This window comes from Nitratireductor mangrovi, assembly GCF_007922615.2.
Taxonomy (GTDB): Bacteria; Pseudomonadota; Alphaproteobacteria; order Rhizobiales; family Rhizobiaceae; genus Mangrovimarina; species Mangrovimarina mangrovi.
In genome coordinates this window covers 223,066-237,423 of sequence record NZ_CP042301.2, presented here as the reverse complement: position 1 = coordinate 237,423, position 14,358 = coordinate 223,066, and the positions used below count along the sequence as shown (strand labels likewise).

The following is a 14,358-nucleotide window of genomic DNA, read 5'->3' as shown; positions in this document are numbered from 1 at the left end:
AAGGGCGTATGGAAGCGGTGGAATCCGGCGCCAGGCGCGACGAGCCGTCCAATGCAATCGGCGCCTATCTTGTCAGGCACATGCGCGAATACGGACTGCTGTTCGCGCTGATCGCCATCATGATCTTCTTCCAGATCGTCACCGACGGCACTCTGCTGCGCCCGGTGAACATCACCAACCTGTTTCTCCAGAACAGCTACATCATCGTGATGGCGCTCGGTATGCTGGTCGTCATCGTGTCGGGCAATATCGACCTTTCCGTCGGCTCGGTCATGGGCTTCATCGGCGCGCTCGCGGCCGTCATGATGGTGCAATGGGACTGGCCGGTCATGGCGACGGTGCTCGCCTGCCTTTTCGCCGGCATCGTCATCGGCGGCGCCCAGGGCTACTTCGTCGCCTATTGGCGCATACCCTCCTTCATCGTCACGCTGGCCGGCATGCTGGTCTTCCGCGGGTTGTCGCTGTGGCTGCTGGAGGGCCAGTCGGTCGGCCCGTTCCCCGGCAGCTTCCAGGTGCTGTCGACGGGCTTCATTCCGGACATCTTCGGCATCGGCCGCCCCAACGGCACCGCGATCGCCGCCGGCATCGTCGCTGTCGCCCTCATTCTCTGGCTCGGCTTTCGCGACCGCGCCCACAATCGCCAGTACGGCATCGAGGGCGAACCGATGGCCTTCTTCATCGTTCGAAACGCCATCGTGGCCGGCGCGCTGCTTTTCGTCGCCTACAAGCTGTCGACCTTCCGCGGCCTGCCCAACGTGCTGATCTCGATGGTCGTGTTGACGATCATCTACGCCTTCCTCACGGAGAACACGACCCTCGGCCGCCGCATCTACGCGCTGGGCGGCAACGAGAAGGCGGCCAAGCTGTCGGGCATCAAGACGGAGCGCCTCACCTTTCTCGCCTTCGTCAACATGGGGATGCTGGCGGCACTTGCCGGACTCATCTTCGCCGCGCGGCTGAACACGGCTACGCCAAAGGCCGGCTTCGCAGTCGAACTCGACGTGATCGCCGCGGTCTTCATCGGCGGCGCCTCGATGTCGGGCGGCGTCGGCAAGATCGTCGGCGCGGTCGTTGGCGCCTTCATCATGGGCGTCATGAACAACGGCATGTCGATCATGGGCATCGGCATCGATTACCAGCAGGTGATCAAGGGCCTGGTGCTGCTCGCGGCGGTTTTCTTCGACGTCTACAACAAGAGCAAGAGCTGATCGGGAGACGTACCATGCTTTTGTCCCAGGTCAGGACCACCTCCGGCGACGTTCGTGTCATCGCGCGCGAAGGTACGGAAGCTTACGAGGTCCGCGGGGCGGCCAGCGTCCACGAACTGGCGCTGGCGGCAGCGCGCAGCGGTGAGAAGATCGCCGAAAGGGTCGGGCGCCTCGGCCTCGGTCCCGCAGTCGACCTCGCAAGCGCCTATGATGAGGGCCGCATGCTGCCGCCGATCCACCACGCAGATCCGGCGCATCTGCATCTCACCGGGACCGGCCTGACCCATCTCGGTTCGGCCGCGACGCGCGACGCCATGCATCAGAAGGCTGTCGAGGACGACGGCAAGCTGACCGATTCCATGCGCATGTTCCGCATGGGCGTCGACGGCGGCAAACCCGGCAGTGGCGGCCCCGGCGTGCAACCGGAGTGGTTCTACAAGGGCAACGGCACCATGGTCGCGGCACCTGGCGCGCCGCTGGTCTCGCCGTCCTTCGCCGACGACGGCGGCGAGGAGCCGGAAATCGCCGGCATCTATGTCATTGGCGACGACGGCACCGCCTTCCGCGTCGGCTTCGCGCTCGGCAACGAGTTCTCCGACCACGTGATGGAGAAGGTGAACTATCTCTACCTGGCGCACTCCAAGCTGCGCCCCGCCTCCTTCGGTCCCGAGATCCTGGTCGGCGACCTGCCCGCCGACATTCGCGGTGTGTCGCGCATCAGGCGCGGCGGCGAAACCGTCTTCGAGAAGCCGTTCCTCTCCGGCGAGGCGAACATGTCGCACTCGATCGCCAATCTCGAACATCATCACTTCAAATACGCGCTCTTCCGCCAGCCCGGCGACATCCACGTCCACATGTTCGGCACCGCGACGCTGTCGTTCGCGGATGGCCTGCGCGTCGAACCCGGCGATCTCTTCGAGATAGAAGCCGGACCCTTCGGCCTGCCGCTGCGCAATCCGCTGGCGGTGGCATCCGAACCGGCCCGCGGGTCGCGCGTCGCCGTGGCCGTACTTTGAACTGAGGCGACGATGACTTTCAGGAAGGCCGACTGGCCGCGCAGGCTGCGTTCGCAGGAGTGGTATGGCGGCGACAGTCGCGACGCCATCTATCACCGGTCATGGATGAAGAACCGGGGCCTGCCGGCCGACCTGTTCGACGGGCGCCCGGTGATCGGCATCTGCAACACCTGGTCGGAACTGACGCCCTGCAACGCGCATCTGCGCGACCTTGCCGAACGGGTCAAGCACGGCATCTATGAGGCTGGCGGCCTGCCCCTGGAATTTCCGGTCTTTTCGCCGGGGGAATCGTCGCTGCGCCCGACGGCAATGCTCTACCGCAACCTGGCTGCCATGGACGTCGAGGAGGCGCTGCGCGCCAATCCGCTCGACGGCGTCGTGCTTCTGGCCGGCTGCGACAAGACCACGCCGGCGTTGCTGATGGGCGCGGCCAGCGTCGACCTGCCGGCGATCGTCGTTTCCGGCGGCCCCATGCTCAATGGCTGGTTCCGCGGCGAGCGCGTCGGCTCCGGCACGGCGCTCTGGCAGATGTCGGAGGACATCAAGGCCGGCAAGATGTCGCGCGCCGACTTCCTCGAGGCCGAGCAGTCGATGTCGCGCTCGCCGGGCTCCTGCAACACGATGGGCACGGCCTCGACCATGGCCTCGATGGCCGAGGCGCTCGGCATGGCGCTTTCTGGGAACGCCGCCGTACCCGCAGTCGACAGCCGCCGCCGGGTGATGGCACATCTGACCGGGCGGCGCATCGTCGACATGGTCAAGGACGACCTTAAGCCGTCCGATATCCTGACCCGGGAAGCGTTTGCGAACGCGATCCGCACCAACGGCGCGATCGGCGGATCGACCAACGCGGTCATCCATCTGCTGGCAATTGCCGGGCGCGCAGGCGTCGAACTCACGCTCGATGATTGGGACCGGCTCGGCCGCGACGTTCCGACCATCGTCAACCTGATGCCGTCGGGCCGTTATCTGATGGAAGAGTTCTTCTATGCGGGCGGCCTGCCGGTGGTGCTCAAGTCGCTGCTCGACGGCGGCATGCTTCACGGCGACGCCCTTACCGTTTCCGGCCAGACGATCTCCGCTGAGATCGCCGGGGTACGCAACTGGAACGAGGACGTGATCCGGCCCGTCGACAAGCCGTTGACCGCTCAGGGAGGCATTGCCGTCTTGCGCGGCAACCTGGCGCCCAACGGCGCGGTGATCAAGCCGTCCGCGGCGAGCGCGCATCTGATGAAGCATCGCGGCCGGGCCGTTGTGTTCGAGGACATCGAACACTACAAGGCGAGGATCAACGACGAAGCACTCGATATCGACGAAACCAGCATCATGGTCCTGAAAAACTGCGGGCCGCGCGGCTATCCCGGCATGGCGGAGGTCGGCAATATGGGCCTGCCGCCCAAGGTCCTGAGAAAGGGCATCACCGACATGGTGCGCATCTCCGACGCACGCATGTCGGGGACCGCCTACGGCACGGTCGTCTTGCACACCGCGCCTGAAGCGGCCGCGGGCGGACCACTGGCGGTCGTCCGGGATGGCGACCTGATCGAACTCGACGTCAACGCCCGCCGCCTCCACCTAGACATACCGGCGAACGAGTTGGCGGCACGCCTCGCCGCGTGGCAATCCACGGTGCGGCGGCCCGAAGGCGGCTACATTCAGCTGTTCCACGATCATGTCGGCGGGGCCGACACGGGTGCCGATTTCGACTTCCTTGCCGGCGCCCGGGGAAAGGCCGTACCGCGTGAAAGCCACTGAGCCGTTTCCGATCGCCATCGTCGGCGTCGGCAAGATCGCGCGTGACCAGCATGTGCCTTCGATCACCAGGAACCCCGATTTCCGCCTTGCCGCGACGGTGAGCCGCCACGGCACGGTCGAGGGCATCGACGCCTTCGAGGCCATGGACGCGTTTCTCGACGCCCGGCCTGATGTCCCCGCAGTCGCGCTTTGCGTCCCGCCCCAAGTCCGCTTCGGCCTGGCGCTGCAGGCGCTCGAGGCCGGGCGCCACGTGCTTTTGGAAAAACCTCCCGGCGCGACGCTAGCCGAGGTCGACGCGCTCGAACGCCTCGCCGCGGCCAGAGGCCTGACGCTGTTCGCCACCTGGCATTCGCGTTTCGCTCCGGCGGTGGCGCCGGCGAAGTCCTGGCTGAAGGGAAAGACGGTTCGTCGCGCCGAGATCGTGTGGAGGGAGGATGTGCGCCGCTGGCATCCCGGGCAGCAATGGATCTGGGAGCCGGGCGGCATCGGCGTCTTCGACCCCGGCATCAACGCGCTGTCGATCATGACGGAGATCTTGCCCGAGCCCGTCCATCTCGTGTCGGCGACGCTCGATTTCCCGAGCAATCGCGCCACGCCGATCGCCGCGCGGCTGGAGTTCAGGGACGCGAATACGGCCACCATTCTGGCCGATTTCGACTGGCGCCAGACCGGGCCGCAACGCTGGGACGTTTCGGTGATCACCGACAACGGCACCTTGCGGCTCTCGGAGGGCGGGGCCGTGATGGAACTCGACGGCCGGGTCACCTTGAAGGCGAACGCAGCCGAATATGACGGTATCTACGCCCGTTTCGCCGAACTGCTGAAGGCGGCCGAGAGCGATGTCGACGTCTCACCCCTCGTCCACGTCGCCGACGCCTTCATGCTCGGGCGGCGCACCTCGGTTGCGCCTTTCCACGACATCGAGGACGGTCAACCGGAGGCGGTGCGGATCGAGCACACCGCGCGCAAGGCGTCGGCCTAACGCGTTCCATCGCCGTATGTCGGGAGCGCGATGCCTCTGCGGGAAGATGAGCCGGGCTTAGAGATCGATGACCAGCCGGGGCAGCACGCGCCCCGGGATCGATTCAGAAGGCGCTTGCCCGGCGTCAACGGCCCCGCAGCGGCGATAGAAGGCGGCGGCGCCCGGATCGGCGTCGATCACCAGCCGCCGCGCGCCTCGACCCCGACAAGCCTCAACCGCCCATTCCAGCAGCAGCCGACCGGCCCCCTTGCCCATCGCCTCCGGTGCCACGAACAGCTTTTCGAGGATGCCGTCCTCACCTTCCAGCGATATCTCCGCCACGCCGATCGCCCTGCCCTCCAGATCGGCGATCCTGACCTTCCCGGACGACAGATTGACCTCGCTCAGCGTCAGTTCTTCACGACAAGCCGCCATGAAGGCCGCGTCGTAACCCCAATACGCTTTCGAACGCAGGCAGAGCGTGGTGAGGGCTTCGGCTTCACCCGGCAGCGGTGCCCGCAGCCGAAGCGCGGGATGGTCGTCACTGCCGGTTGTCACCCGCCCTCGACCTCCTCGCGCAGCATCTCCAGTTCGAGCCATTCCTCCTCCATGGCGGCGAGGCTCGCCCGTTTGTCGTCGAGCGTCTTCGCCAGCCTCGAAAACCCGTCAGGATCGCGGGCAAACAGCGAAGAATCCGCGAGTCTGGCCTCCAAATCCGTGATTTCCGCACCGGTTTTCGCGATTTTTTCCGGCAGATTCTCGAGTGCGAACTTCTGTTTGTAGGACAGTTTCTTCGCCGCCGGCCTCGGAGGCTGACGCTCAACCGTCCTTGATGCGGGCTTTCCCTTAGCCGCGGCCGCGGCCTCGACCTTGCCCGCTTCCTGCAATACGAAGCGCGCGCTGCCGCGCTGCGCGAGCAGATCGCTGTAACCGCCTGCATACTCGACCCAACGCCCGCCGCCTTCCGGCGCGATCGTGCTGGTCACCGTGCGGTCGAGGAAATCGCGGTCATGGCTGACCAGGATCACCGTGCCCGCAAAGCCGGCGACAAGTTCCTGAAGCAGATCAAGAGTTTCCATGTCGAGATCGTTGGTCGGCTCGTCGAGCACCAGAAGATTGGCCGGCCGTGCCAGCAGCCGCGCCAGGATCAGCCGGGCCTTCTCGCCACCTGAAAGTTCACGCACCGGCGTCCGCGCCTGCTCCGGCTTGAACAGGAAGTCCTTCATGTAGGAAACGACATGGCGCTCCTCACCATTGACCACGACGCTGTCGCCGCGCCCTCCGGTCAGAAAATGCGCAAGCGTTTCCTCGGGATCGAGGCTGGCGCGGCGCTGGTCAAGCGTCGCGATCTCGAGATTGACGCCAAGCCGCACCGTTCCTTCATCCGGCGCAAGCTCGCCGGTCAGCATCTTCAACAATGTCGTCTTGCCCGCCCCGTTGGGACCGACGAGGCCGATACGGTCGCCGCGCTGGATGCGGGTGGAAAAGCCCTTCACGACGGTCAAGTCGCTGAAACTCTTGCCGATTCCCTTGGCTTCAATGACCAGCTTGCCGGACTCGGCGGCGTCGCTCGCCGCCATGCGGGCGGTTCCGTCCTGACGCCGGTGGTTGCGAAAGCGCTCGCGCAAGGTCGTCAGTTCGCCGAGTCGGCGCATGTTGCGCTTGCGCCGGGCGGTGACGCCGTAACGCAACCAGTGCTCCTCGCGCACGATCTGACGGCCGAGCTTGTGCTGCTCGCGTTCCTCCTCCTCGAGGATTTCGTCGCGCCAGGCTTCGAAATGAGCAAAGCCCTTGTCGAGGCGGCGGGAAGTACCGCGATCCAGCCAGACGGTGGCGCGGGTGACCTTTTCCAGGAAGCGCCTGTCGTGCGAGATCACGACGACCGCCGATTGGATGCGTGACAGCTCGTCCTCCAGCCATTCGATGGTGGAGAGGTCGAGATGGTTGGTCGGCTCGTCAAGGAGCAGGATGTCGGGTTCCGGCGCCAGCACTTTGGCGAGTGCCGCGCGCCGCGCCTCGCCGCCCGACAGGTTAGCCGGATCAGCGGACCCGGAAATCCCCAGACTTTCAAGCAGATAGTCGGCACGAAAGGCGTCGTCGGCCGGCCCGAGACCTTCCTTCACATAAGCTTCGACCGTCTCGAAGCCCTCCATGTCAGGCGCCTGCGGCAGATAGCGCACCGTCGCGCCGGGGTGGCGGAAGACCTCGCCGTCCTGCGGCTCGATCATGCCAGCCGCGATCTTGAGCAAAGTGGACTTGCCAGAACCGTTGCGGCCGACCAGTGCGATCTTCTCGCCCGGCAGCACTGAAAGTGTCGCAGATTCGAGCAGTGGCGTGCCACCAAAGGTGAGAGCGATGCCGTCGAGGCGAAGCAGCGGTGGCGCCATCTCAGTCTCCGACGCCCAGCGGATGCGCAAGCAGCAGCGCTCGACCACTGCCGAGCGAAACCGACAGCGCACTTTCGACCTCGTTCGAAAGCGTACGGGAAGAGCCGAAGGCGATCTCGACCTGATCGAGCGGCCATTTGGCGCCGGTCACGGTAAGGCCGGAAAGGTCGGAAAAAGCGAGCAGGCTGAACAGCGTGCCGGGCGCATAGTCGAAGGACGCCGCGCCGGGCAGCACCGGATGGCCTTCCTCGCGCCCACTGGTCAAAAGCGTGGTGATGCCTCGCTCGACAAGACCGATCGCGGCAGTCAGGTGGAGGAAGGTATGGTCGGCTCGCGGCCCGCCGAAGGCGCCTACAAGCACAATTGAGCCAGCGCCGCGCTCGATCGCGGCCGCAATCGCCAGCTCGCCGTCGGTCTGGTCCTTTTCTGGAGGGAAGACCTCGCGTTCTACATTCGGATGGCCGGCAATCTCCGCCTCGCCGACCGAATCGAAATCGCCGATCCAGAGTTCCGGTTGGAGCCCCAGTTCGGCGGCATGCCGGATGCCGGAATCTGCCGCGATCACACGTGCCCCCGCAAGGGCCGCGTCAAGTCGCGGCGTCCGCTGGACATCGCCGCCAAGAAGAATGGCAAAAAGGTTCATGGGCCGAGGCCTCTATCAGGCAGCGTTGACGAGCGGAAGCCGGAACATCGCCAGCCGGCTCGCGTTGGCTTTGGAGAAGAGGCCTGCGACTTGCGTGGCCTCGCGCGAAAGCCTAAGAGTCTTGCCGCTCTAACGGGGTGCCGGCGGTCCCGACCGACCGGCTGAGAGGCTTCACGGACCTTGGTCCGGCCAACCCGCAAAACCTGATCCGGTTCGTACCGGCGGAGGGATTAGACGCTCTTCAAAGGCGCCTGATGTCCCTTTCAACGCGAAAAGAGGAGGCGCCAGATGCGCTTGCGATCGACCCTGCCAATCGTCACCGCCGCGATCGTCGCGGTTCTTGGACTGCCCGCAGCGGCGCAGGACAAGCTTACCGTCTACACCTATGAAAGCTTCACCGCGGACTGGGGCCCGGGACCGCAGGTAGAAAAAGCGTTCGAAGCGGAATGCGGCTGCGATCTCGAATTCGTCTCTGTCGCCGACGGTGTGGCGCTGCTCAATCGGCTGAAGCTCGAGGGCGACTCGACCAAGGCCGATATCGTACTTGGCCTCGACACCAACCTGACGACCGATGCCAAGGCTACGGGTCTGTTTGCGCCGCACAACATCGATACGTCCCGCATCTCCGTGCCGGGCGAGTTCGCCGACGACGTGTTCGTGCCTTATGACTATGGCTATTTCGCCGTGGTCTACGACACGGAGGCGATCGACAGCCCGCCGCAAAGCCTGAGGGCGCTCGTCGAAGGCGATCCCGAAGAAAAGATCCTGATCCAGGATCCCCGCACCTCGACGCCGGGGCTGGGGTTGCTGCTTTGGATCAAGGCCGTCTATGGCGACGAAGCCGACAAGGCCTGGGCCAGGCTCCAGGACCGCGTTCTGACCGTGACGCCCGGCTGGAGCGAGGCCTATGGCCTGTTCACCAGCGGCGAAGCGCCTATGGTGCTTTCCTACACGACCTCGCCGGCCTATCACATGATCGCAGAAGACAGCGAACGCTATCAGGCAGCGGCCTTCGAAGAGGGTCACTACCTGCAGATCGAGGTCGCCGGCATCACCATCAAGGGAGCCGAGAATCCGCTGGCAGGGAAATTCCTGTCCTTCATGACCGGGCCGGGCTTCCAGGATGTCATTCCTGAAACCAACTGGATGTTTCCGGCCGGTGAAACCTCCACGCCGCTGGACCCGGTGTTCGGCAAGCTGGTCGAACCGGCAAGGGCGCTTCTCTTCAGCGCCGATGAGGTGGCGGAGAACCGCAAGGCCTGGGTGGACGAGTGGCTTTCCGTGATGAGCCGCTAAGGGCGGCCTCGACAACTGGCGGCGCGCGCGCCGGCCTGCTGGCATTGTCGCTGGTCGCGATACTGGCGGGCGGCGCCTTCGCCGGCCTGCTCATCGAGGCGGCACGCCAGCCGGGCGCGGCGCTCGGCGCCTTCGACGGCTATCTTGTCCGCATCGCCCGCTTTACGCTGTCGCAGGCCGTATTGTCCACGCTGCTTTCGGTACTGCCGGCAATCCTGGTGGCGCGGGCGCTGTCGCGGCATCCGGCGTTTCCCGGTCGCGGCATCGTGCTGCGTCTTTTTGCACTGCCGCTTGCGCTACCGCCACTGGTCGCCGCACTTGGCGTATTGGCGCTGCTAGGACGCTCCGGGCTTGCCGCCGACATGGCGGACGCGCTCGGCGCGGGACGATGGCCGGGAATCTACGGGCTTTCCGGCATCCTCGTCGCGCATGTCTTCTTCAACCTGCCACTCGCGACCCGCTTTTTCCTGCAGGCGCTCGACACCGTGCCGGCGGACCAGTGGCGCCTGGCGAGCCAACTCGGCATGGGCGCGCGAGCCAGCTTTCGCTTCATCGAGTGGCCGGTGATAAGGGCAAACCTGCCGGGCGTCGCCGGTCTCGTGTTCATGCTCTGCATCACCTCCTTCACCATCGTGCTGACGCTTGGCGGCGGCCCGGCTGCAACCACCATCGAAGTGGCGATCTACCAGGCGCTGCGCTTCGACTTCGACCCGGCACGCGCCCTGGTGCTCACCCTTGTGCAACTCCTTCTCACGGTGGCGGCGGTCGCGATCCTGTTCAGGCTCGGCGCGGAAATGAGTGGCGAGGCCGCAATGTCGGTTTCCTCACGCCGCTACCTGTCGCCGACCGCGCCGGAACGTGCAGCCAACGTCGCCGTCATCGCCGTTGCCGTCCTTCTTGTCGCGGCCCCGGTGGCGGCAATTGTGATCTCCGGCCTCGATGCGGAACTAGGGCGACTCGCCCGCGAGCCGGCCGTGCAGCGGGCGTTGGCGACAAGTCTCTTGCTCGCAGTGTTGGCCGCGCTGCTGTGCGTGCTGCTCACTTACGCAATGGTGTCCGCGCGTCACTACCATGCCTCGCGAAGACGGCCTGGAAGCCGGCCATCGATTTTGGAAAAAGCCTATGATCGCGGTTCGGGCCTGATACTCATTGTGCCCCCGATCCTGATCGGCGCCGGCTGGTTCATCCTGCTCCGGCATTTCGCCGACGTCTTTGCGCTCGCTCCGATCATGGTTGTCGCCGTCAACGCGGCGATGGCGATCCCGTTTGCCGTCCGCGTGCTTCGCCCGGCGCATGACGCGGCCGCCGAACGCCACGATCGCCTATGCACCGCCCTCGGAATCTCCGGCTGGAATCGTATCCGGCTGATCGACTGGCCGGTGCTGCGCCAACCGTTCCTGACCGCTACGGCTTTCGCAATGGCACTGTCCCTGGGTGATCTCGGTGTGATCGCGCTATTCGGCAGCGACCAGGTCCAGACCCTGCCCTATCTGCTTTACGCACGGCTGGGCAGCTATCGCACCGCCGACGCTGCCGGGCTCGCCCTGCTGCTGGCGGCGCTCTGCTTTGCCCTGATGATGATCGCCGACCGACGCGGGGGGCTTGGCCGATGAGCGCAACAGGGCAGGGGCAAGCCATCCGCATCGAGAACGTCGCCTTCAGCTACGGCGGCCCGACGATGCAGTTCGACCTCGATGTGCCAGCCAGCACACTCATGGCACTGATGGGACCGAGCGGATCGGGAAAGTCGACGCTGCTCTCACTGATCGCCGGTTTCGAAACCCCGCTGCAAGGCGAAATCCGGATCGGCGACATCGACATTACCCCTCTTCAGCCAGCGGCGCGGCCGGTGTCGATGGTGTTTCAGGAAAATAACCTCTTTGCCCATCTCGACGTCGCGGCGAATGTCGGCCTCGGACGCTCGCCGTCACTTCGCCTCGGCGCGGCAGATCGCGAGGCGATCGCGATGGCCCTTGCCAAGGTGGGCCTCGCCGGCAAGGAAAAGCGCCTGCCGCGCGAGCTTTCCGGCGGCGAGCGTCAGAGGGTGGCGCTGGCGCGCGCGCTCGTCCGCGACAAGCCGGTTCTGTTGCTTGACGAACCTTTTGCCTCGCTCGGCCCTGCCCTGCGGCGCGACATGCTGGAACTGGTCGCGAGGCTGCACGCCGAGACGGGCATGACGGTCGTCATGGTGACCCATGATCCAGACGACGCACGAACGGTCGCACCGCTTCTGGCGTTCCTCGATGAAGGCCGGGTGCTTGAATTCGGCAAAACCAGCCACATCTTGTCCGAATACGGACCGGATTCGGTGCGCCGATACCTCGGAGATACGACGTAAACCAACGGGTAACGCAAAATTGCCCGCAAGCCGCCAAAATTGTAGGGCAGGAATGCGGTCACGCGGTAAAAGCGCTATCATTCGCCGTCACAGGGCGCGACTCGCGAAAGTGCGGGCAAGCGACGGCGACGGCCCCAGGATAACCCCAGCGAATCGGGCGGATTCGCGTTTTCGGGAAAGGTATCGCTCTGATCCGACCGGTAGCCACGATGTCGAAGGCGCCAGCCGGGGCGCCTGGTGCCCGTGCGGCCCTGCCGCGCGCGGTGGCACTGGCGCTCGCGTTGGTATTGGCCGGCTGCCAGAGCCTCGGCGGCACGATCAGCGAGCAGGCCTTCGTTCCATCGGCCAACCCGGTCACCGTCGACACGGTCACCCGCAACGACCGCATGGTCGAACTCGCCAGGGCCCAGCATCCGCGCATCCTTGCGACCTATGGCGGCGAATATTCGAACCCGAAACTGGAGCGTATGGTCGCCAAGGTGGTCGGCAGCCTGACACTTGTATCCGACAACCCACAGCAGACCTACCAGATCACCATCCTGAATTCGCCGAACGTCAACGCCTTCGCGCTGCCGGGCGGTTTCCTCTATGTCACTCGCGGCCTGCTGGCGCTCGCCAATGATTCGGCCGAACTGGCCGCGGTGATCGCCCACGAGATGGGCCACGTCACCGCCAATCACGGTCTGCAGCGCCAGCAGAAGGAGGCCGAGGAACTACTCGCCTCGCGCGTTGTCAGCGACGTGCTCGGCGGCAACCAGACCGCCCGTGCCGCCCTTGTGCGCGGCAAGCTGCGGCTGGCGCAGTTTTCACGCAACCAGGAGCTCGAAGCGGACAAGATCGGTATCGGCATGATCACGGCCGCCGGCTACGACCCGTTCGCGGCGGCGCGCTTCCTGCAATCGATGGCCTCGTACTCGGATTTCAGGAGCGTAAGCGGCGCCTCTGATGCCAGCCTCGACTTCCTCGCCTCGCATCCCAACGCGCCGCAGCGCATCGAGCTGGCCCAGGGCCATGCCCGCCGCTCGGGCGCGGTGGCCGCCGAGGACCGCGACCGCGACTCCTTCCTGGAGGGCATTGACGGCATGCTGTTCGGCGATACGCCCGAAGAGGGCTACGTGCGCGGCAACACGTTCCTGCACCCCAAGTTGGGCATCGCCTTCGCCGTCCCCGACGGCTTCGTCATCGACAATTCGGCTGCGGCGGTCACCGCGGCCGGCCCGGGCGATGTCGCGGTGCGCTTCGACGGCGTGGCGGTCGCCCGGTCCGTCGCGCTTGCCGACTACATCCAGTCGGGCTGGGTGACCGGGCTCGAAGTCGGCAGCATCCGCCCGGCGACGATCAACGGCATCGAGGCCGCCACGGCGACGGCGCGCGCCGAAGGCTGGCGTTTCCATATCGCCGTGTTCCGCGCCGGCAGCCAGATCTATCGCCTGCTCACCGCAGCACCTGAAAACAGCGACCGGTTGCTGCCAACGGCGCAGGCCGTTTCCGGCAGTTTCCAGGTTCTCTCGGCGGCGCAGAAGCGCGCGCTGAAGCCGTTGCATGTTCGTGTCGTGACGGTGAAGCCGGGCGAAACGGCCGGATCACTCGCCGCGCGCATGAGCGGCGTCGGGCGTGCCCTCGACCTGTTCCGACTGCTCAACGCGCTGCCTCCGGGCGGAGGCGTTTCGGCTGGCGATCGCGTGAAGATCATCACCGACGAATAGGCCGCACCCGGGAGGGGAGGCCGAGGCGAGGCCGTTGCCGGCGCCTGCCACTCAGGCGGTGAAGACGGCCGGGTCCGGGTTGGCCTTTAGAAGTGCGATCTTCAGCTTTTCGAGCGCCCTATTCTCGATCTGTCGAACGCGTTCCTTGGACACACCAAGGCGCTTGCCGAGTACCTCGAGCGTGGCGCCGTTTTCGTCAAGGCGTCTGAGACGAATGATGACGCGCTCGCGCGGCGTCAGCACGTTGAGGGCATCGTTGAGCCAGAGGTTACGCCGAGCGCCGTCGATCGCGGCTCCTACCGTCTGATCCTGCAGCGGGCTGCCTGAGGCCAACAGATCCATGCGCTCGCTGGATGTGCCGTCGCTTTCGCCGACCGGGGCGTTGAGCGACTGGTCAGGAGCGGCGAGCCTTGCATCCATCAGTGCGACATCGGCCGCCGGCACGCCGACCACCGTCGCGATCTCGTCGAAGATCATGCTGTCGGGGGCGCCGGGGAACTGGCGCGCCAGCCGTGAGCGCAATCGCCTGAGGCCGAAGAACAGTGCCTTCTGCGCAGAGCTGGTGCCGCCGCGCACGATCGACCAATTGCGCAGGATGTAGTCCTGGATCGAGGCGCGAATCCACCAGGTGGCGTAGGTCGAAAACCGTACGCCGCGGTCCGGCTCGAAGCGCGCCGCGGCCTCCAGCAGGCCGACATGGCCTTCCTGGATCAGATCGTTGATCGGCAAGCCGAATTTGCGGAACTTGCTCGCCATGGAGATCACGAGCCGCATATGGGCGGTCACCACCCGGTGCAGCGCTTGCTGGTCTTTCTTTTCCTTCCAGCGAACCGCGAGGTCGTGCTCCTCCTCGCGGTCCAGGTAGGGCGCCTTCATGGCGGCTCGAACCATGCTGCTCCTGGCCGGGTCGTTGCTCACGTTTCGCCTCCGCTTGCGATGGCATTCGCCACCCTTTACGGTCCCCGTCCGCGGTGGTTCGGCGGAGGGCAGGGACACTGATCCGGGCAGCCGGGAACGTTCAAGCGCACACGCCCGCCCACGTCGTATG

12 protein-coding genes and 1 riboswitch are annotated in these 14,358 nt (G+C 65.7%); of the genes, 8 read left to right on the top strand and 4 right to left on the bottom strand.

Annotated elements, in window-relative coordinates; translation table 11 throughout:
• Window positions 1-8: 8 nt before the first annotated feature.
• The 4 genes from mmsB to FQ775_RS01055 are packed head-to-tail and all read left to right on the top strand — an operon-like array spanning window position 9 to window position 4,961.
• Window positions 9-1,208, top strand: a complete 1,200-nt coding sequence (gene mmsB, locus FQ775_RS01070) for a multiple monosaccharide ABC transporter permease (RefSeq protein WP_146299074.1) — start codon at window positions 9-11, stop codon at window positions 1,206-1,208.
• Between the two features lie 14 nt (window positions 1,209-1,222).
• Window positions 1,223-2,224 (top strand): AraD1 family protein, encoded by a 1,002-nt coding sequence (gene araD1, locus FQ775_RS01065; RefSeq protein WP_146299073.1) that lies wholly within the window; start codon window positions 1,223-1,225, stop codon window positions 2,222-2,224.
• A gap of 12 nt (window positions 2,225-2,236) precedes the next feature.
• Window positions 2,237-3,979 (top strand): L-arabinonate dehydratase, encoded by a 1,743-nt coding sequence (araD, locus tag FQ775_RS01060; RefSeq protein WP_146299072.1) that lies wholly within the window; start codon window positions 2,237-2,239, stop codon window positions 3,977-3,979.
• Window positions 3,966-4,961 carry a Gfo/Idh/MocA family protein gene (locus tag FQ775_RS01055; RefSeq protein ID WP_246730239.1) on the top strand — a complete coding sequence of 332 codons (996 nt, stop codon included), beginning with the start codon at window positions 3,966-3,968 and terminating at the stop codon, window positions 4,959-4,961. The genes araD and FQ775_RS01055 overlap by 14 nt, the downstream gene beginning before the upstream one ends.
• Before the next feature lie 57 nt (window positions 4,962-5,018).
• On the opposite strand, the gene FQ775_RS01050 is transcribed toward FQ775_RS01055, so the two are convergent.
• The 3 genes from FQ775_RS01050 to FQ775_RS01040 are packed head-to-tail and all read right to left on the bottom strand — an operon-like array spanning window position 5,019 to window position 7,970.
• The gene (locus tag FQ775_RS01050; RefSeq protein WP_246730238.1) at window positions 5,019-5,498 is read right to left on the bottom strand and encodes a GNAT family N-acetyltransferase; all 480 of its coding nucleotides are present in this window, start codon (window positions 5,496-5,498) and stop codon (window positions 5,019-5,021) included.
• The gene (locus tag FQ775_RS01045; protein ID WP_146299069.1) at window positions 5,495-7,327 is read right to left on the bottom strand and encodes an ABC-F family ATP-binding cassette domain-containing protein; all 1,833 of its coding nucleotides are present in this window, start codon (window positions 7,325-7,327) and stop codon (window positions 5,495-5,497) included. Before FQ775_RS01045 ends, FQ775_RS01050 begins: the two co-directional genes overlap by 4 nt.
• A 1-nt stretch (window position 7,328) precedes the next feature.
• A complete protein-coding gene (locus FQ775_RS01040) occupies window positions 7,329-7,970 on the bottom strand; it encodes a thiamine diphosphokinase (protein WP_146299068.1) in 642 nt (213 codons plus the stop codon).
• A gap of 123 nt (window positions 7,971-8,093) precedes the next feature.
• Window positions 8,094-8,217: riboswitch (TPP riboswitch) on the top strand.
• A gap of 41 nt (window positions 8,218-8,258) precedes the next feature.
• Here FQ775_RS01040 and thiB point away from each other — a divergent pair.
• From thiB to FQ775_RS01020, 4 genes are all read left to right on the top strand, one after another.
• Window positions 8,259-9,266, top strand: coding sequence for a thiamine ABC transporter substrate binding subunit (gene thiB, locus FQ775_RS01035; protein WP_432420036.1), 1,008 nt, complete (start codon window positions 8,259-8,261; stop codon window positions 9,264-9,266).
• Entirely contained in the window at window positions 9,242-10,879 is a 1,638-nt protein-coding gene (gene thiP / locus FQ775_RS01030) for a thiamine/thiamine pyrophosphate ABC transporter permease (RefSeq protein WP_146299067.1), read from the top strand. The genes thiB and thiP overlap by 25 nt, the downstream gene beginning before the upstream one ends.
• Entirely contained in the window at window positions 10,876-11,604 is a 729-nt protein-coding gene (gene thiQ, locus FQ775_RS01025) for a thiamine ABC transporter ATP-binding protein (RefSeq protein ID WP_146299066.1), read from the top strand. The genes thiP and thiQ overlap by 4 nt, the downstream gene beginning before the upstream one ends.
• 209 nt (window positions 11,605-11,813) lie before the next feature.
• A complete protein-coding gene (locus tag FQ775_RS01020) occupies window positions 11,814-13,310 on the top strand; it encodes a M48 family metalloprotease (RefSeq protein WP_146299065.1) in 1,497 nt (498 codons plus the stop codon).
• Window positions 13,311-13,361: 51 nt separating this feature from the next.
• Here FQ775_RS01020 and FQ775_RS01015 read toward each other — a convergent pair whose 3' ends face one another.
• On the bottom strand, window positions 13,362-14,228 hold the full coding sequence (locus FQ775_RS01015; RefSeq protein WP_256378204.1) for an RNA polymerase factor sigma-32: 867 nt from the start codon (window positions 14,226-14,228) through the stop codon (window positions 13,362-13,364).
• Between the last annotated feature and the right edge of the window lie 130 nt (window positions 14,229-14,358).

Bases quoted from the DNA above. Each gene is read 5' to 3' on its own strand.
- mmsB (WP_146299074.1), top strand. From the start codon at position 9: ATGGAAGCGGTGGAATCCGGCGCCAGGCGCGACGAGCCGTCCAATGCA.
- araD1 (WP_146299073.1), top strand. From the start codon at position 1,223: ATGCTTTTGTCCCAGGTCAGGACCACCTCCGGCGACGTTCGTGTCATC.
- araD (WP_146299072.1), top strand. From the start codon at position 2,237: ATGACTTTCAGGAAGGCCGACTGGCCGCGCAGGCTGCGTTCGCAGGAG.
- FQ775_RS01045 (WP_146299069.1), bottom strand. From the start codon at position 7,327: ATGGCGCCACCGCTGCTTCGCCTCGACGGCATCGCTCTCACCTTTGGT.
- FQ775_RS01040 (WP_146299068.1), bottom strand. From the start codon at position 7,970: ATGAACCTTTTTGCCATTCTTCTTGGCGGCGATGTCCAGCGGACGCCG.
- thiB (WP_432420036.1), top strand. From the start codon at position 8,259: ATGCGCTTGCGATCGACCCTGCCAATCGTCACCGCCGCGATCGTCGCG.
- thiQ (WP_146299066.1), top strand. From the start codon at position 10,876: ATGAGCGCAACAGGGCAGGGGCAAGCCATCCGCATCGAGAACGTCGCC.
- FQ775_RS01020 (WP_146299065.1), top strand. From the start codon at position 11,814: ATGTCGAAGGCGCCAGCCGGGGCGCCTGGTGCCCGTGCGGCCCTGCCG.